The organism is Sphingobium sp. WTD-1 (assembly GCF_030128825.1).
In the GTDB taxonomy this organism is placed as follows: domain Bacteria; phylum Pseudomonadota; class Alphaproteobacteria; order Sphingomonadales; family Sphingomonadaceae; genus Sphingobium.
Window position 1 is genome coordinate 4,378,875 of the sequence record NZ_CP119127.1, and the last position, 17,956, is coordinate 4,396,830.

A 17,956-nucleotide genomic window follows, 5' to 3' on the forward strand; every position below is an offset into this window, starting at 1 on the left:
CCCCCGGGACCGTGACGCGAGCGTATCAGATGTCGCCCCCCGCGCCTTGATCGAAATCAGCCCTGACGGGATTCGTCACGAAAAAGGGCGCCCGGTCGAACCGGACGCCCCATTTTCCTGTCAGCGATGATGCTGCCGATCAGTCCTGGGTCAGGAAGTCGGGCAGGCCGGCGTTGGAGCCGTCATCGTCGCCCTTGCCTTCGCTGCGCGGGCCACGGTCGCGGCGCGGGCCACGATCGCCGCCACGGCCGCCACGGTCGCCGCCGTCACGGCGCGGGCCACGACCACGATCGCCGCGATCACCACGGTCACCGCGCGGTTCACGCGGTTCGCGGGCCGGACGGGTGTCTTCCAGTTCCTCGCCGGTTTCCTGATCGACGACGCGCATCGACAGGCGAACCTTGCCGCGCGGATCGATCTCGAGAACCTTGACCTTCACTTCCTGGCCTTCCGACACGACGTCGGTCGGCTTTTCGACGCGCTCATTCTTCATTTCGCTGACGTGGACGAGGCCGTCCTTGCCACCCATGAAGTTCACGAACGCACCGAAGTCGACGATGTTGACGACCTTGCCGGTGTAGATCTTGCCGACTTCCGCTTCCTCGACGATGCCGAGAATCCACTTCTTGGCAGCTTCGATCTGGGCAGTGTCGGACGACGAAATCTTGATGATGCCTTCGTCGTCGATGTCGACCTTGGCGCCGGTTTCCGCGACGATCTCGCGGATGACCTTGCCGCCGGTGCCGATGACGTCACGGATCTTCGACTTATCGATCTGGATCGTCTCGATGCGCGGAGCGTGCGCCGAGAGTTCGGTGCGGGTCGAGGACAGGGCCTTGTTCATCTCACCCAGGATGTGGGCGCGACCTTCCTTGGCCTGGCGCAGGGCGGTCTCGAAGATTTCCTGCGTGATGCCGGCAACCTTGATGTCCATCTGCATGGTGGTGATGCCGGCTTCCGTGCCAGCGACCTTGAAGTCCATGTCGCCGAGGTGATCCTCGTCGCCCAGGATGTCCGAGATGACGGCGAAGTCGCTGCCTTCCAGGATCAGGCCCATGGCGATGCCCGACACCGGACGCTTGAGCGGAACGCCCGCGTCCATCATCGAGAGCGAACCACCGCAGACGGTGGCCATCGACGAGGAACCGTTCGACTCGGTGATGTCCGAGAGAACGCGGATGGTGTAGGGGAATTCGTCCTTGGTCGGCAGCACCGGGTGCAGCGCACGCCAGGCGAGCTTGCCATGGCCGACTTCACGACGACCCGGCGCACCGAAGCGGCCCACTTCACCGACCGAATAGGGCGGGAAGTTGTAGTGCAGCATGAAGTTTTCATAGTGCAGGCCGGTGAGGCCGTCGATCATCTGCTCGGCGTCCTTGGTGCCCAGCGTGGTGGTGCAGATCGCCTGCGTCTCGCCACGGGTGAACAGGGCCGAACCATGGGTGCGCGGCAGGAAGCCGACCATCGCCTCGATCGGACGGATCTGGGTGGTGGTGCGGCCGTCGATGCGCTGGCCGTCCTTCAGGATGGCGCCACGGACGATCTCGGCTTCCAGCTTCTTGGTCAGCTTGATGCCGGCCATCACGGTCTGGGCGTCGAGGCCGTCTTCCGTGAACATCGCCTTCGCCTTGGCGCGGGCTTCGTTCAGGGCGTTCGAGCGGGCCGACTTGTCGGTCAGCTTGTAGGCAGCGGCGATGTCGCCACCGATCAGATCCTTGAGCTTGCCCTTCAGCGCGCCGAGATCGTCGCCCTTGGCCATTTCCCACGGATCCTTGGCAGCCTTTTCGGCCAGCTGGATGATCGCGTCGACGACCTTCTTGCTCGCTTCATGGGCGAACAGGACGGCGCCGAGCATGACGTCTTCCGACAGTTCCTTGGCTTCGGATTCGACCATCATCACGGCGTTGCTGGTGGCAGCGACGACCAGGTCGAGTTCGCCGGTCTTCACTTCGTCCAGCGACGGGTTCAGCTGATATTCGCCATCCTTGTAACCGACGCGGGCAGCGCCGATCGGGCCCATGAAGGGCACGCCCGACAGGGTCAGGGCAGCGGAAGCAGCGATCATCGCGACGATGTCGGGCTCGCTCTCGCCATCGAACGACATCACCTGGGCAATGACGTTGATTTCGTTGTAGAAGCCTTCGGGGAAGAGCGGGCGGATCGGACGGTCGATCAGGCGCGAAACCAGGGTTTCCTTCTCGGTGGCGCCACGCTCACGCTTGAAGAAGCCACCCGGAATGCGGCCGGCGGCCGAATATTTTTCCTGATAGTGAACGGTCAGCGGGAAGAAGTCCTGGCCTTCCTTCACCGACTTGGCGGCGGTCACGGCGCACAGCACCACGGTTTCGCCATAGGTTGCCAGCACGGCGGCGTCGGCCTGGCGCGCGATCCGGCCGGTTTCGAGGGTCAGCGTCTTGCCGGCCAGCTCGATCGAAACTTTCTTTACATCGAACATATATGTTCCTTTGCCCACCTGGCCCTATTGCCGGGCGGGGCCTCATATGCGGACGAAACCGGTCCGCGGCGGTTGTGGAGCATCGTGTGGCCCCTGAAACGAAACGGGGCGCCGGATTGCGCCCGTCCCGAATGACATCCCCAAAAGGACGTCCGTTAGAATCGGAAACGGCCCCGAATGGGGCCGTCCCTTATTAGCAGGCTTACTTACGCAGGCCCAGCTTGGTGATGAGGTCGGTGTAGCGAGCCGCATCCTTCTTCTTCAGATAGTCCAGCAGCGAACGACGCTTGTTGACCAGCATCAGCAGGCCGCGACGGCTGTGGTTATCCTTGTGGTGACCCTTGAAATGCTCGGTCAGGTTCGAGATGCGCTCCGACAGGATCGCAACCTGGACTTCCGGCGAACCGGTGTCGCCTTCGACGCGGGCATGTTCCTTGATCAGCGCTTCCTTGCGCTCTGCAGTGATCGACATCGGGCTTCCTTTCGTATCTAGAGATTGAAGCCGCGCACCACCCGGATCTCCGGGCCACTGGACTCCACCAGCGCGACAGGCGTATCGCCCAACATCGCCAGCAGGAGACCGGTGTGCGGTTTCCCCATGAGCATCTTCCCCTGTCGGAGTGCCAATGCTTCATCGGGAGAGACTGCAAGAGCCGGGATATCGTCCAGCCCTGCCGTCAACGGGAGCATAAGCTCGCCGATGTCGCCGCCCCTAGCAGCTTCGTCCAGTTTGTCCAGCGAAATCGCGGTTTCCAGGGTAAAGGGCCCGGCCTTGATCCGCCGCAACATGGTGACATGGCCGACCGTGCCGAGCGCCAGCGCGATGTCGCGGGCGAGGGAGCGGATATAGGTGCCCTTGGAGACATGGGCGGCAAGGGTGACGGCGGCGAGTGCGCCCTCTTCCTGTTCCTGCCCCGCGATCGCCAGCGCATGGATCGCCACCGATCGCGTCTTCATCTCCACCTGCTCCCCCTTGCGGGCGAGGTCATAGGCGCGCTGGCCGTCGATCAGGATCGCGCTATAGGCGGGCGGCGCCTGTTCGATCGGACCGATGAAGCGCGGCAGCACCGCCTCCAACTGCGCCAGCGTCGGGCGCACATCGCTTTGCGCGATGACCTTGCCCTCCAGGTCGAGCGTATCGGTCTGTGCGCCAAAGGCGATGGTGAAGTCGTAAATCTTGTCGCTGTCGAGCATCCGGCCGGCGAGCTTGGTCGCCTCACCGATCGCGATCGGCAGCACCCCGGTCGCCAGCGGATCGAGCGTGCCACCATGGCCGACCTTCCATTTCTCCGTGCCGCCCAGCACCTCGCGCTGGGTCCGCAGCGCGCGCTTCACTGCGCTGACCGCCTGGGTCGAGCCGAGGCCATGGGGTTTGTCGAGGATGATCCAGCCGTGCATGGCGGCGCGCTCTATAGCGCCCGCCATGCCCTGTCAGCCCTTATTGCGCCCTGACGTCCGCTCGTTTCGCGCCTGTCGAGAAACGGAGGCCAATGGAAGGAAGGATGAAACGCCTCGACGATCAGCCATTTCCCCCTGCCCCGCGCTCCGCTATTCCGGTGCCATGACGATCAAGCTCATCTGCCTCGATGCCGACGATACGCTGTGGCACAATATGCGCCATTTCAACGCGACCCAGGACGCGCTGACCGACATGCTGCAACCCTTTGCCGATGTCGATGTGACGCGCGAGCGGCTGATCGCCTGCGAGATCCGCAACCTGCCGCTCTATGGCTATGGCGCCAAGGGCTTCACCCTCTCGATGATCGAGGCGGCGGTGGAACTGGCCGGCGATCAACTGTCGACAGCGATGATCCAGGACATATTGGCGGCGGGCCGCGCGCTGCTGGCCCATCCGGTCGAGCTGTTCGACGGGGTGGAGGAGACGCTGGAGCGGCTGGCGGACATCGGCCCGCTGGTGCTGGTGACCAAGGGCGACCTGCTGCACCAGGAAAGCAAGCTGGCCGCGTCAGGCCTGGGCGACCTGTTTTCCGGGATCGAGATCGTCAGCGACAAGAAGGTCGACACCTTCCGCACTCTGTTCGCCCGCCATGGCATCGCGCCCGAACAGGCGGTGATGGCCGGGGATTCGATGCGGTCGGACATATTGCCGGCGCTGGAGGCCGGGGCGTGGGCGGCGTTCATCCCACAGGAGGGCGCCTGGTCGCATGAGCGGGCGCAGCCGCCGATCGGCGCGGCCCGCTATACCCAGCTGGAACGGCTGGGCGAATTGCCCGACTGGATTGCCGGGATAGATTGATATCGTCATCGCGAGCGAAGCGTGGCGATCCATGGATTGCTTCGTTGCGCTCGCAATGACGAAACGTCAGGCGGCGCGGGCAGCCCATTCGCCGGCGAGGATCGAGTAGATCACCGTGTCGCGGACATGGCCGGTCCAGGTGATGCGCTGCTTGCGCAGCACACCCTCGCGCACGGCGCCCAGCTTCTCCACCGCCTTTTGCGAGCGGATGTTGCGCGCATCGATGCAGAATTGGACGCGGGTGAAGCCGCAGGCAAAGGCGCGGTCGAGCAGCAGCGGCTTGATCCGGCCATTGAGCCCGGTGCCGCGCACCGACGGCGTCATATAGGTGCCGCCCAGTTCCAGGCCATTATGCGCGGCATCGACATTGAGATAGCCCGACATGCCGACCGACTGACCATCGGCCAGAATGAGAAACGTGTAGCGATTGGGCGTCGCCAGGATCGCGTCGAAGGTCGGATCGAAATCCGCGCCGGCGAGATGGTTGGGATAAATCTCCCACACCGGATCGTCGATCGGGCAGATGGCGCGCAGCGCTTCGCGATGATGGTCGGCCAGTTGCTCCAGATAAAGGCCGGGCGCTTCGATCGGCGCCAGCAGATCGTCCATCCGGCTCATCCGCGCATCTGCTCGACAAAATGGCGACGGCACAGCGCCACATAACGGTCATTGCCGCCAATCTCGGTCTGGGCGCCCTGGCGGATCGCCCGGCCCGACGCATCGACGCGCAGGTTCATCGTCGCCTTGCGGCCGCAATCGCACACCGTCTTGATCTCGGTCAGCGCGTCGGCAAGGCCGAGCAGATGGGCGCTGCCCTCGAACAATTCCCCCTGGAAATCGGTGCGCAGGCCGTAGCAGAGGACGGGGATGTTCAGGCTGTCGCTGACCGCCGCGAGTTGCCAGACCTGATCGCGGGTCAGGAACTGCGCCTCGTCCACCAGCACGCAGGACAGCGGCGTCACCTCATGCTGGGCGGCGATGGCGGCGAGCATGTCGACGCCCGGCTCGAACAGATGGGCCTGCGCCTCCAACCCGATGCGCGACGCGATCCGACCATGGCCGAAGCGATCGTCGACCGCCGCGGTCCACAGCATCGTCGCCATGCCGCGTTCCTGATAGTTGAAGCTCGATTGTAGCAGGGTCGTCGATTTGCCCGCATTCATCGAGCTATAATAGAAATAGAGCTTCGCCATGGCCGCGCTTTAGCGCAGCGTCGGCGCAACGCCAGCCAGGAAACGTACCAGCGCGTCGGCGAGCGCGATCCGCTTGTCGGAGAAGCTGTGATCGGTCGGCCAGACCATCAGGCGGCTATTGGGATTGGCCGACTGGGCATCCGCCCCCACCTTGCGCGCCATCGCGCCAATGCCGCGTTCGGCACCGATGATGGTCAGCGGACGACGGCCATAGCCGACCAGCTTGCGGCCAAGGTCAAACTTCTGCGCATCGCCCTTGATCTCGGCGGTCAGACTTTCATAGCTGGCGCCCGACAGCGGCGGCAGGTCGCCCGCCACCTCGGCCTTCCAACCTGCCTCGCCCTGCGGTGTGGCGAGCGCGGCGACGGTCTGGGCGGGATCCCAGGGATCGATCAGGAACAGGCCGGCGACGCGCGGCTCGGCGGCAGCCGCCTCCGCCGCCATGAAGCCGCCCATGCTGTGGCCGGCGACCACGATCACACTGGTGTCGATGCGATATTTGGCGACGGTCGAGGCCTCTTCGAGGAAAAGCAGCGCGTTGAACGCATCTTCCGCCGCATTGGTGAAGGAGAAGATGCCGGGGCTGCCCCATGAGCCGCGATAATGGAGAGTCAGCACGTTCCAGCCGGCGCGGCGCGCGGCCTGGGCCAGATCCAGATTCTGCTCATTGCCCGGAAAGCCGTGAAGCAGCAGCAGGGTCGGATGCACGCCGCTGCCGGCCGCGACATACATGACCGCATTCATCGCGCCCTCGCCCGAGGGAATGACGAACGCGTCCATCCGTGCGGGATTGGCGGCGTCGGGCGCCGGATCGGTGATGACAGCGGGATGGATGGCGGGTTCGCGGGCGATGGCGGGGGCAATCACGGCGCTGGCGAGCATCAGGACGGACAAGAAGCGCTTCATTCGGGAACCTCGATGGCTACGGGCGGATCGACCAGCTTGCGGAAAGCCTCTCCGTCAAACGTCACGAAAGCATCGGCACCGTTGGCACCGAGGACATGAATGGCATCGGCAATGTCGGCACCGCCGCGAAACTGCGCGATCGCCCAACCGAGAGCATCGCCCTGCTCAACGGTCACCCCCGGCAAATCGATGATTTCCGACAGAATATCAGCCAGGGCAAGGCGCCCGACCTTGTAGCGGCTGCCAAGAAGCCAGGACGTTTCCAGCATGACGGTGAGCGGGATGAACACGCCATCGGCAATCAAGGCGTCGGCAATTTCGGCCTGCCGCACATCATCCCGGACCAGCGCCCGAGCGAGGATATTGGTATCGATCGCCTTCAACGATCACTATCCTCGGCCGCCTTGCGCCAGCCCTCCGCAATCGTCTCGTTCATTTCCTCGATCGTCACGGGCGGGCCATCATAGGCGATACGGGCCCGAATGCCGGCCACGATCTCGTCGAAGCTGCGACCGGATTTCTGCTGTTGCGGTTTCAACAATATGCCGCCGCCCATCGGCACGACATCCAGCACCTGCCCCGGCGCAAGCCCAAGCTGGTCACGGACATCCTTGGGGATGACGACCTGGCCTTTGGCCGACAGGGTAGTCTTGGCGTTCATGGCGGAAAGATGCGTCTTACCGCGTCATGAGTCAATCTTCGCCGTCATCCTGCTCCAGATCGCGGGCAACCTTGGGGTCCCGGAGCAGCTTGTCGATATGGCTGCCCTCGTCGAAGCTCTCGTCCGACAGGAATTTGAGCTTCGCCGCATATTTGAGACGGATGCGGTGCGCGACTTCGCGCTGGAGATAGGCGGTGTTGGTGCGCAGCGCCTTGAGCACCGCCTCCTCATCCTTGCCGAGCAGCGACTTGATGAAGACGGTGGCGTGGCGCAGGTCGGGCGACATGCGCACTTCGGTGACGCTGACCACATGCTGGGTCAGCACATCGTCATGCACGTCGCCGCGCTGGAGAATGTCGGAAAGGACATGGCGCACCTGTTCGCCGACGCGCAGCAGGCGGACAGAGGGGCCTTCGGGCTGGTTGGACATATTCAATAACTCCCCCTCCCCGGCCGGGAGGGTGCAGGTTGGATGGTGAGCGTAGCGGGCACGGCCGAATAACGAAAGGGTGGAAGCGATTGCTTGCACAATCGCACCCACCCCCGGTCCTTCCCCGAAGGGAAGATCGTTCGCCTTGATTTACAGCGTGCGTGCGCGCTCTTCGACTTCGAACAGTTCGAGCGTGTCGCCCGGCTTGATGTCGTTGGTGTCCTGCAGGACCGCACCGCACTCCATGCCGGCGCGGACTTCGGAGACATCGTCCTTGAAGCGACGCAGCGACGCGATGTTGGTGCGCGACACGATGACATCGTCGCGGGTGAGGCGCGCGGCCAGACCCTTGCGGATGATGCCGTCGAGGACGAGCAGACCAGCCGCCTTGTCCTTCTTGCCGGCCGGGAAGACCTGCAGCACCTCGGCGCGGCCGACGATCGTCTCGATCCGTTCGGGGGCGAGCTGGCCAGCCATTTCGCCGCGAACTTCCTCAAGCAGGTCGTAGATCACGTCATAGTAACGCAGGCTGATCTTCTCGCGCTCGGCGAGCTGACGGGCCTTGGCATTGGGACGGACGTTGAAGCCGATCAGCGGCGCGCGGCTGGCAGCGGCCAGCGTGACGTCGCTTTCGGTGATCGCGCCGACGCCCGAATGCAGGATGCGGACCTTGATCTCGTCGGTCGAGATGCGGTTGAGCGAGGACACGATCGCTTCGACCGAACCCTGCACGTCGCCCTTCACCACCACCGGATATTCGATGACCTTGGTGTTCAGCGCCGAGAACATATGCTCGAAGCTGGTCGGGGCAGCCGTGGTGCGCTTCTTGGTCGCCTGTTCCTGACGATAGGCAGCGACTTCGCGGGCGCGCGCTTCATTCTCGACGACGGTGAGCTGGTCACCGGCCATCGGCACGCCCGACAGACCCAGAACCTCGACCGGGGTCGAGGGACCGGCGGCCTTCACCTGCTGGCCCTTGTCGTTGATCATCGCGCGGACCTTGCCGCTTTCCGAACCGATGACGAAGGTGTCGCCGATCTTCAGCGTGCCCTTGCGGACGAGAACCGTCGCAACCGCACCACGGCCCTTGTCGAGCTGCGCCTCGATCACATTGCCTTCGGCATCGCGATCGGGGTTGGCGGTCAGTTCCATGACTTCGGCCTGGAGCAGGATCTTGGTGATCAGTTCATCGAGGCCGGTCTTCTTGAGCGCCGACACTTCAACGTCCTGGACGTCACCGCCCATGTCCTCGACCACGATCTCCTCGCTCAGCAGGCGCTCACGCACCTTCTGCGGGTTCGCGTCGGGCTTGTCGCACTTGTTGATCGCGACGATCATCGGCACGCCAGCAGCCTTGGTGTGGTTGATGGCTTCGATCGTCTGCGGCATCAGGCCGTCATCGGCCGCCACCACCAGGATGACGATGTCGGTGACGTTCGCGCCACGGGCACGCATTTCCGAGAAGGCTTCGTGGCCCGGCGTATCGAGGAAGGTGATGAGATCACCGCTCTTCGTCTTCACCTGATAGGCGCCGATATGCTGGGTGATGCCGCCGCTTTCGCCGGCTACCACGTCAGTGCCGCGCAGCGCGTCGAGCAGCGAGGTCTTGCCGTGGTCGACATGGCCCATGATGGTCACGACCGGGGCACGCGGCTTGAGCGTTTCGGGTGCGTCAGCCTCACCTTCCATGCCGATTTCAACGTCGGCATCCGACACGCGCTGGATGCGGTGGCCGAATTCCTCGACCAGCAGCTCCGCCGTATCCTGATCGATCGGCTGGTTGAGCGTGACGGCGGTGCCCATCTTGAACAGGGCCTTGACCAGGTCCGCGCCCTTTTCGGCCATACGGTTGGCCAGTTCCTGCACGGTGATGCTTTCGGGCACCACGACGTCGCGGCTCTGCTTCTCGCGCGGCTGGCTGCCGCCCGAATAATGGGCACGACGTTCCTTCTCGCGGGCGCGCTTGAGCGCGGCGAGGCTGCGGGCACGGGCGCTGTCATCGTCCGCAAGCGCGCGGGTGACGGTCAGCTTGCCGGACTGGCGGCGATTATCGTCGTTGCGCTTGGCACGATCGGGCTTGGCCGGCTCGGGGCGCTTGACCGGCGCGACCGGGGTGAAGCGGCGCGGCGGCGGCATGGTCGAGCTGGTGGTCGCCGGGGCGGCGGGCGCAGCCGGGGCGGCAGCGGCAGACTCGGCTGCAACAGCCGGCGCGGCCGGTGCCTCGACCGGCGCAGCCGGCTTGGCGGCTTCGGCGACCTTGGCCTGCTCGGCGGCTTCGGCCGCCTTGGCGGCCTCGACCTCGGCATTTTCGGCAGCCTGGCGATTTTCCTCGGCGCGGCGCTTTTCTTCCTCGCTGGCGGCAAGGCGTGCGGCATCCTCACGGCGGCGCGCATCTTCCAGCGCGGCCATGCGGGCTTCCTCGGCCTCGCGCAGCAGCTTGGCCTGCAGTTCCTGACGCGACATCAGGCTCTGCGGCGGCGCCTGGCGCACGGGGGCGGGCTGCGGCGCGCGCTGCTGCGGCGCAGGCGCGGCGGGACGGGGTGCGGCCGGCGCTGCGGGCGCGGCCGGCGTCGGATCAGCCTGGGGCGCAGCAGCGGGCGCAGCGCCGGTGCTTTCACCCGGCTTGCCCATGGGGACGCGGCGCCGCTTCACCTCAACCACGACCGTGTTCTTGCGGCCATGGCTGAACTGCTGCTGCACCTGACCGGACTCGACCGTGCGCTTGATCCCCAGCGGCTTGCGGCCCAGAACCGGCTTGTCTTCGTTGCTGTCACTCATCGACTATGTTTAACCCTTCACATCATCATCAGCCGGCGCAGCCGCCGACGCATCATTCCATGCAGCCTCATGCGCCTGCGCATCGGCGGAGTCCTGCTCCCCATGCACCGGCGCCCCGGTAGCGCATCCCAGATAGCTTTCCAAGCGGCCCAGAGCCGCACGCAGGCGCACTGTCGCCCGCGAGTCGGTCACCGCGATATGGACGACATTGTCGCGCCCCATTGCCATAGATAGGGCGTGCCGGTCCACAGGCAAGACGATGCCCGCAAGATCCGTGCCTTCCGCTTCCTGTCCCACGCGCAAGGCCTGGTCCAGCTTTCGATTGCCGTCCGTGCCCGCATCGGCGGCATGAAGCAGCATTTTCACCATGCCCTTGCGGCATGCGACGTCGATCTTTTCCGATCCGGTCAGCAACATGGAGGCGCGAGCCTCCAGCCCCAGGCGGCTGAGCAGATCCTGCCGCAGCCCGGCCTCTACCAGATCGGGAAGATTGTCGGGAATTTCAAGAGCGCCTTCCTTGAAGGCGCGGGCGAGCGCGCCCTTGAGCTTGCCCTTGGCCAGCGCCGTTTCAAGCTCGGCCCGCGACACGCCGATCCAGGCGCCCCGGCCCGGCGCCTTGGCACGGACGTCGGGCATCACCTGCCCTTCAGGGCCGATGGCCAGGCGGATCAGCGTTTCGGGATCGGCGCGGTCGCCGCTCAATATGCATTTGCGTTCGGTCATGCGCGCCCCTCCGCCAAAACGGACAAAAGGGCAAGACCAACGCTGTCGAGTAGGCTTATTCTCTCATCGGGGAGTGTCCGCAGCATTGGCGTCCTCCCTGGCTGGAGAAAGGGCGCGGTCGGCGATCAACTGACCGCCGGCCGCATAATTTTCGGTCGAGACTTCCGAGATCACGATCTGGACGGCAGCCGCCGGCTTTCCCAGCCGCTCCACGAGCGACTGGGTGACGTCAGCAACGATCGCGGCTTTCTGCTCGCGAGTCGCGTTACCGGCCAGGCGGATGTCGACGAAAGGCATCTTGGCTTACGCTTCCTCGCCTTCGAACCAGTGGGCGCGGGCAGCCATGATGATCTCATTGCCCTGCTCGTCGCTCAGACCATAGGCAGCCAGGATGCCGCCCTTGTCCTCATTGCCGCTGTCCGACTTGCGACGACGCTGGTCGACGCGCTTCTTCTGCACCAGTTCGTCGGTGGCCAGATCGGCGAGGTCGTCGAGCGTCTTGACGCCGGCCTTGCCGAGCGTAACCAGCATCGCTTCGGTGAGGTGCGGCATGTCGGCCAGCGCGTCCTCGACACCCAGTGCCTGACGCTCTTCACGGGCGGCCTGTTCGCGACGGTCGAGCGCTTCCTGCGCACGGCTCTGCAGCTCGGCAGCCAGATCCTCGTCGAAACCTTCGATCCCGGCCAGTTCCTCGACGCTGACATAGGCGACTTCTTCCAGCTCGCCAAAGCCTTCGGCGACCAGCAGCTGCGACAGCGTCTCGTCCACGTCCAGCTCGTTCTGGAACATTTCCGAACGGCTGACGAATTCCTTCTGGCGCTTCTCGCTGGCGTCGGCCTCGGTCATGATGTCGATCGCCTTGCCGGTCAGCTGGCTGGCGAGGCGGACATTCTGGCCGCGGCGGCCGATGGCGAGCGACAGCTGATCGTCGGGAACGACGACTTCAATGCGCTCTTCTTCCTCGTCGATGACGACGCGGGCGACCTGGGCCGGCTGCAGCGCGTTGACGACGAAGGTGGCGGTATCTTCCGACCAGGGGATGATGTCGATCTTCTCGCCCTGCATTTCCTGCACGACGGCCTGGACGCGGCTACCCTTCATGCCGACGCAGGCGCCGACCGGATCGATGCTGCTGTCACGGCTGATGACGCCGATCTTGGCGCGCGAACCCGGATCGCGGGCGGCGGCCATGATGGTGATGACGCCATCATAGATTTCGGGCACTTCCTGCGCGAACAGCTTCTTCATGAATTCGGGGTGCGCGCGGCTGAGGAAGATCTGCGGACCGCGATTTTCGCGGCGCACGTTCAGCACGACCGAACGGATGCGGTCGCCGACGCGAACGACTTCGCGCGGGATCTGCTGGTCGCGGCGGATCACGCCTTCGGCGCGGCCCAGATTGACGACGACATGGCCGAACTCGACCGACTTGACGACGCCGGTGATGATTTCACCCACGCGGTCCTTGAACTCGTCGAACTGGCGTTCGCGCTCGGCGTCGCGGACCTTCTGGAAGATCACCTGCTTGGCCGACTGGGCGTCGATACGGCCGAGGTCAATCGCGGGCAGCGGATCGACGATGAAGTCGCCGACCACGGCGTCCTTCTTCAGCTTGGCGGCCTGCTTGAGGTCGACCTGCTTGAAATAATCCTCGACCACCTCGACGACTTCGACGACGCGCCACAGGCGCAGGTCGCCGCTGTCCGGGTCCAGCTTGGCACGGATGTCATTCTCGGCGCCGTAACGGGCACGGGCAGCGCGCTGGATCGCATCTTCCATCGCCTCGATGACGATCGCCTTGTCGATCATCTTCTCGCTGGCGACGCTGTTTGCAATCGCGATCAGCTCGGCCTTATTGGCGGAAATGGCGTTGGCCATGACGATAAAACCCTTATTCCTCGGTTTCGAACTCGTCCGCCCCATCGGAGGAGAGCGGCATGGTAGCAGAAATCAGTGCATCGGTCAGCATCAGCTTGGCATCGCCGACCAGCGCGAACGGGATGGTGACATCGCCGGCCTTGGCATCCTGGAACAGGATATCCTCACCCTCGACGCCCTTGAGGATGCCACGGAAGCTCTTGCGCCCCTCGACCACTTCGGTCGCGGCGATCTTCGCTTCATGGCCCGCCCATTCGAGAAAATCATGCAGGCGGGTCAGCGGCCGGTCGATACCGGGCGAACTGACTTCCAGACGATAGGCTTCCTCGATCGGGTCGACTTCATCCATCACGTCGGACAGGCGGCGCGAGATGGCGGCGCAATCCTCGATGACCAACTGCTTGGTCTTCGGGTTTTCGGCCATGATCTGCAGCGTATATTCGTCGCCCGATCCGAACAGCTTGATGCGCACGAGGTCGAACCCCAGGGCCTTTACCTCGGGCTCGATCAATGCGGTCAGTTCGGCGATGTCCGCCATGGATACTCCAGAAATCAGATAGGCCAAAATATATATAGCTGCTTGTTGCCGCCGCAGGCTTGGTGCCTGCGACCCTGACATGTGTGACGATGTAAGGAAGCAATATCCATATAGGCAGGTTGCCAAGGACCTGCAACATGTTTCGTAAAATGCGCTATTTCAGGGGTCTGCGCGCCCCGTCCAGTCGCGCCACATCCACGCCAGCAGATAGGGCCGGGCCAGCGCCCGGTCCAGCGCATAGGGAATCCAGCCGGGACCGAAGGGCACATAAAGGCGCACCGGCACCCCCTGCCCCCGCGCCACCGCCCGGCAGCGGCGGCCCGGCAGCCCCCGCAACTGTTCCAGACTGCATGGCGTGCCCGCATCGCGCAGCAGCGCGAGCGCCCGGTCGGCCAGCGCGGGACGATGAGTCGCAATCGCAACCGGCGCCGCGCGTCCGGCCAGCGCCTCGACGAGCATCAGATAAGCGGCATCGGGATCGACCGCATCGCCCGCCGGATCGGGCCACTCCCCGCGCACGATACGGACCGGCGCGCTGCTGTCGCGCAGTCGCACCGCATCGGCCTGACTGCGATGCCAGCGGGCCGGCAGTACGATGCCGGTATCGGGAAAGTCGGGCAGCAGCCGTTCGACCGCCGCCAGCGTTTCGTCCGCATCCTGCGGGCCATGGGCGTCGAACACCAGCGACAGGCCGGACTGGCGCGCAATCTGCGCCAGTTCGCGCAGGCTGACCGGATCGAAGCGCAGGGGTGGCGCCTTTACCGACAGGCTGAGGTCCAGGCCGCGTGCCCGCTGTGCCACCCGCGCATAAGCGGCCATGATCGACGAGGGATCACCCCCTGCCCCTTCGAAATAGCCGATCGTGGTGGCGGCGCCGACGCGGGCCTGTTGCCGGGCGATCGCCACGGCATGGGGAGCGTCGGGCGCCGGGATGACCCGGCCCAGCGCACCGGGCAGGGCATAGCGCGTGTCCCGCAACAGGCGCCAGGCTACCCCGCCCCTCACCGCCGCAACAGCCGTTGCCGCGACCAGACAATAGCGTCCGCCGCAAAGGCCGCCGCGCCGCGCAGATTATAGGGATAGGTGCGCAACTGGACGCAGTCATGCTCCGTCTGGGTCCAGAGCTTGCGAATCCAGGGTTCGGCAACACCCAGAAATTCGAAACTGTGCAGCCGCGCCTGCGCCGCCCAGCCGATGGCATGGAGCATCAGCAGCCCGCCGGGCGAACAGGCGTTGAAGGCCGCGTCATGGCCGATCTTGAACAGCCAGTAGCGGCCATTCCACAGCACCGCCATCTGCATCGCGATGGCGCGGCCATCGATCCGCAGGAAGGAGATGCGCAGGTCGCCGCGCTGCGCCACCGCGCGGAAGAAAGCGCGGAAGATCGCCGCTTGACGCGGGTCGGTGGCGATGGCGGTGCCCGCCTCGCTCTTCCAGCCCAGCGCCTCGACCGCGACAGCCTCGTCGAACAAAGCATCGAAATTGTCGGCGTCCGGCGCCAGCGTCTCGCACTGGAGCAGGCCGCACCCCTCCGCCTTGCGCCGGGCGCGGCGGAAGTCGGAGCGGCGACCAGCGTTGAAGCGGCTTTCCGGGTCGCGCCAGCCCTCATCCAGCGCGATATGGGGACAGGCCATGGCCGGCCGCACGACCAGCCGCCCGCGCCGCCGCACCGCCCGCGCCAGTGCGGGGATCAGGGGCGACCCGGCCGAAATGCGATCAAGCAGCAAGGGATGCGGCAAATGCGCGATCGCGCCGGCCAACGCATCGGCGGCCGCCGTCCCGTTGCACAGCACGTCGCCCGGTTCATAGGTTTCGCGCGCGCCGATCATCCGCCAGCGGGCGAGCGCGCCAGCATCCCGGCACAGCGGCAGCAGCGCGACCAGATCGCCCCCCGCCCAGACCGTCATGATGCGGCTTGGCCCGGCGGCAATCAGGTCGTTCAGCGTGACGGCGAACAGGCGGGTCTGGGTCGGCCAGTCGGCACGTGCCTCCAGCCTTTCCCAGGCGCGGGCAAGCACGGTCGATTCCAGCGCGTCGGCAAGGCATAGCGGCTCGACGCGCAAGGCGCCCGCCTGCGCGCACGCAGCATCGAAATCCGATACGCCGTGCAGCACCATATTCCCCCTCTTGCCGCCCTGTCCTCTAGCGGCAGAAGCTTAAGAAATCGGCCTGTCGCCGATGAGGCTTGCATCCATGCCCGCATCCGGTGGAGGATGCGGGCATGGAACCCCCGCCGAAAAATCGGCTTTCCCCTGCAAATGTCATAACAGGAGTTTCCCATGCTGCGCGTGATGGCCGTCACTCTCCCCCTCGCCCTGCTGGCCTGTTCGGCGGACAATGCGACCGGCCAGAATGCCGGTGCGACCGCGGGGGAAAAGCCGTTCAAGACATCGGTGATCGCCGATTTCGAATCGCCCTGGGCGATGACCTTCCTGCCCGACGGGCGGATGCTGATCACCGAAAAGGCCGGCGAGATGATCCTGTTCGATCCGAAGAACGGCACCAAGATCCCGGTCGCCGGCATCCCCAAGGTCGACAGCGCAGGTCAGGGCGCGCTGATGGACATCGTCCCCTCCCCCACATTCGCGCAGGACAAGAAGGTCTATTTCAGCTTTTCCGAGGTCGGCCAGGGCGATCGCGCCGGCGGCAAGGGCGTGGCGCTGGCCACCGGCATCTTCGACCAGGCGAGCGACGGCACGACCAGGCTGGCCGACGTGAAGGTCATTTTCCGTGCCAGCGATTATGTCGAGGGCAATGGCCATTATTCGGGCCGCATCGCCTTCTCGCCGGACGGCAAATATCTCTTCTTCACCAATGGCGAGCGACAGAAGTTTGACCCGGCACAGGATCCCAAATCGACCCTGGGCAAGGTATTGCGCCTCAATCTGGACGGCACGCCGGCGGCGGGCAATCCGCTCAGCGCCAAGGGCTTCAACCCGGCGGTCTGGTCCTATGGCCATCGCAACCTGCTGGGTATCGCCTTCGACAAGGACGGCCGCCTGTGGGAACAGGAAATGGGGCCCAAGGGCGGCGACGAGGTCAATTTGATCAAGCCCGGCCTCAACTATGGCTGGCCCAAGGCGTCGAATGGCAGCCACTATGACGGCCGCGACATTCCCGATCACAAGCCCGGCGACGGCTATGAGGCGCCAAAGGTCTGGTGGAATCCGGTGATCTCGCCGGGCGGCCTTATCTATTATTCGGGCGACCTGTTCCCGCAATGGAAGGGCTCGCTGTTCATCGGCGGCCTGTCGAGCCAGTCGCTGGTGCGGGTGAAGCTGGACGGCGAGAATGCGTCCAAGGCCGACCAGTGGGATATGGGCGCGCGCATCCGCGAGGTCGAACAGGGGCCGGACGGCGCGCTGTGGCTGCTGGAGGATGGCGGCAAGTCGCAGGGCCGCCTGCTCAAGCTGACGCCCAAGGCATAGATAGCGACATGACCGACGTATCCGCCCTGCCCGCGCGCAACGGGCAGCAACTGGCGCGCGCCGACATCATGGCGCTGGCGGGCACGCCCCACGTCCTGATCGACTGCGATCTGGAGGAAGCGGCGCTGGCGCAGCTCGACCTCAGCGGTTGGCAGTTCGAGCGCTGCAACCTGCGCAACGCCGATCTGGCCGGCGCCATGCTGGAGCGCACGCGCTGGCAGGGCTGCCGGGGCGGCGGCGCGAATTTCACCGGCTGCGACCTCAGCGACGCGGTGCTGACCGGATGCGACTTCAACAATGTCATATTGCGGCGGGCGCGGCTGGAGGGCGCGCGGCTGGCCCAGTGCAAGCTGACCGGCGCCGACCTGTCGGACCTGCGCGCGCTGGAGATCGACATGGCGGAATGCCTGCTGATCGACGCGCGCCTGCCCGGCCTGTCCTTCCGCAAGCAGCGACTGAGCCGCATCGATTTTTCGCAGGCTGACCTGCGCAAATGCGATTTCCGCATGACCAGCTTCGAGGGCTGCAGCCTGCGCGAGGCGATGCTGGACGGCGCCCGGTTCGAGGGCGCCGACCTGCGCGGCGCGGACATAGGCGGCGTCCATCTGGGCGATGCCAGCCGCTTTCGCGGCGCCACCATCTCACGCGACCAGGCCAGCGAACTGCTCGCCGAACTGGGGCTGAAAGTGCGCTGAGCGGGACAGCCCCT

General features: G+C 65.2%; 19 protein-coding genes. 3 read left to right on the forward strand and 16 right to left on the reverse strand.

Going from position 1 to position 17,956, the window contains the following annotated elements; all coding sequences use genetic code 11:
- Window positions 1–139: 139 nt before the first annotated feature.
- The 3 genes from pnp to truB all read right to left on the reverse strand — a co-directional run bounded on the left by pnp (window position 140) and on the right by truB (window position 3,853).
- Complete coding sequence (gene pnp / locus N6H05_RS21750; protein WP_097382524.1) at window positions 140–2,455, reverse strand: polyribonucleotide nucleotidyltransferase; 2,316 nt, start codon at window positions 2,453–2,455, stop codon at window positions 140–142.
- Between the two features lie 202 nt (window positions 2,456–2,657).
- Window positions 2,658–2,927, reverse strand: a complete 270-nt coding sequence (gene rpsO / locus N6H05_RS21755; RefSeq protein ID WP_010337408.1) for a 30S ribosomal protein S15 — start codon at window positions 2,925–2,927, stop codon at window positions 2,658–2,660.
- 17 nt (window positions 2,928–2,944) lie between these two features.
- Window positions 2,945–3,853 carry a tRNA pseudouridine(55) synthase TruB gene (gene truB, locus N6H05_RS21760; RefSeq protein WP_284114294.1) on the reverse strand — a complete coding sequence of 303 codons (909 nt, stop codon included), beginning with the start codon at window positions 3,851–3,853 and terminating at the stop codon, window positions 2,945–2,947.
- Between the two features lie 163 nt (window positions 3,854–4,016).
- Between truB and N6H05_RS21765 the strand changes: the two genes are divergently transcribed.
- Complete coding sequence (locus tag N6H05_RS21765; RefSeq protein WP_284111649.1) at window positions 4,017–4,712, forward strand: HAD family hydrolase; 696 nt, start codon at window positions 4,017–4,019, stop codon at window positions 4,710–4,712.
- Window positions 4,713–4,778: 66 nt separating this feature from the next.
- On the opposite strand, the gene N6H05_RS21770 is transcribed toward N6H05_RS21765, so the two are convergent.
- The 13 genes from N6H05_RS21770 to N6H05_RS21830 all read right to left on the reverse strand — a co-directional run bounded on the left by N6H05_RS21770 (window position 4,779) and on the right by N6H05_RS21830 (window position 15,936).
- Window positions 4,779–5,330, reverse strand: a complete 552-nt coding sequence (locus N6H05_RS21770) for a GNAT family N-acetyltransferase (RefSeq protein WP_349666200.1) — start codon at window positions 5,328–5,330, stop codon at window positions 4,779–4,781.
- A complete protein-coding gene (locus N6H05_RS21775; RefSeq protein WP_284111650.1) occupies window positions 5,327–5,905 on the reverse strand; it encodes a thymidine kinase in 579 nt (192 codons plus the stop codon). Before N6H05_RS21775 ends, N6H05_RS21770 begins: the two co-directional genes overlap by 4 nt.
- Window positions 5,906–5,914: 9 nt before the next feature.
- On the reverse strand, window positions 5,915–6,811 hold the full coding sequence (locus tag N6H05_RS21780; protein ID WP_284111651.1) for an alpha/beta hydrolase family protein: 897 nt from the start codon (window positions 6,809–6,811) through the stop codon (window positions 5,915–5,917).
- Complete coding sequence (locus N6H05_RS21785; protein WP_284111652.1) at window positions 6,808–7,194, reverse strand: type II toxin-antitoxin system VapC family toxin; 387 nt, start codon at window positions 7,192–7,194, stop codon at window positions 6,808–6,810. The genes N6H05_RS21780 and N6H05_RS21785 overlap by 4 nt, the downstream gene beginning before the upstream one ends.
- Entirely contained in the window at window positions 7,191–7,472 is a 282-nt protein-coding gene (locus tag N6H05_RS21790) for an AbrB/MazE/SpoVT family DNA-binding domain-containing protein (protein ID WP_284111654.1), read from the reverse strand. The genes N6H05_RS21785 and N6H05_RS21790 overlap by 4 nt, the downstream gene beginning before the upstream one ends.
- Before the next feature lie 31 nt (window positions 7,473–7,503).
- Window positions 7,504–7,902, reverse strand: coding sequence for a 30S ribosome-binding factor RbfA (gene rbfA, locus N6H05_RS21795; protein WP_284111655.1), 399 nt, complete (start codon window positions 7,900–7,902; stop codon window positions 7,504–7,506).
- A gap of 150 nt (window positions 7,903–8,052) precedes the next feature.
- The gene (infB, locus tag N6H05_RS21800) at window positions 8,053–10,680 is read right to left on the reverse strand and encodes a translation initiation factor IF-2 (protein WP_284111656.1); all 2,628 of its coding nucleotides are present in this window, start codon (window positions 10,678–10,680) and stop codon (window positions 8,053–8,055) included.
- 9 nt (window positions 10,681–10,689) lie between these two features.
- Window positions 10,690–11,403, reverse strand: coding sequence for a DUF448 domain-containing protein (locus N6H05_RS21805; RefSeq protein ID WP_010337417.1), 714 nt, complete (start codon window positions 11,401–11,403; stop codon window positions 10,690–10,692).
- 63 nt (window positions 11,404–11,466) lie between these two features.
- Window positions 11,467–11,700 carry a tautomerase family protein gene (locus N6H05_RS21810; protein ID WP_284111657.1) on the reverse strand — a complete coding sequence of 78 codons (234 nt, stop codon included), beginning with the start codon at window positions 11,698–11,700 and terminating at the stop codon, window positions 11,467–11,469.
- A 6-nt stretch (window positions 11,701–11,706) separates the two neighbouring features.
- Window positions 11,707–13,281 carry a transcription termination factor NusA gene (gene nusA / locus N6H05_RS21815; RefSeq protein WP_004211271.1) on the reverse strand — a complete coding sequence of 525 codons (1,575 nt, stop codon included), beginning with the start codon at window positions 13,279–13,281 and terminating at the stop codon, window positions 11,707–11,709.
- A gap of 13 nt (window positions 13,282–13,294) precedes the next feature.
- Window positions 13,295–13,819 (reverse strand): ribosome maturation protein RimP, encoded by a 525-nt coding sequence (gene rimP / locus N6H05_RS21820; RefSeq protein ID WP_099230928.1) that lies wholly within the window; start codon window positions 13,817–13,819, stop codon window positions 13,295–13,297.
- A gap of 159 nt (window positions 13,820–13,978) precedes the next feature.
- The gene (locus N6H05_RS21825) at window positions 13,979–14,824 is read right to left on the reverse strand and encodes a proline dehydrogenase (protein WP_284111660.1); all 846 of its coding nucleotides are present in this window, start codon (window positions 14,822–14,824) and stop codon (window positions 13,979–13,981) included.
- Window positions 14,821–15,936 (reverse strand): GNAT family N-acetyltransferase, encoded by a 1,116-nt coding sequence (locus N6H05_RS21830; protein WP_284111661.1) that lies wholly within the window; start codon window positions 15,934–15,936, stop codon window positions 14,821–14,823. Before N6H05_RS21830 ends, N6H05_RS21825 begins: the two co-directional genes overlap by 4 nt.
- Before the next feature lie 162 nt (window positions 15,937–16,098).
- On the opposite strand from N6H05_RS21830, the gene N6H05_RS21835 reads away from it, so the two are divergent.
- Both N6H05_RS21835 and N6H05_RS21840 read left to right on the forward strand, forming a co-directional pair.
- Window positions 16,099–17,247, forward strand: coding sequence for a PQQ-dependent sugar dehydrogenase (locus tag N6H05_RS21835; protein ID WP_284111662.1), 1,149 nt, complete (start codon window positions 16,099–16,101; stop codon window positions 17,245–17,247).
- 8 nt (window positions 17,248–17,255) lie between these two features.
- Window positions 17,256–17,942: a pentapeptide repeat-containing protein gene (locus N6H05_RS21840; RefSeq protein WP_284111663.1), complete on the forward strand. Its 687-nt coding sequence runs from the start codon at window positions 17,256–17,258 to the stop codon at window positions 17,940–17,942.
- Window positions 17,943–17,956 lie beyond the last annotated feature (14 nt).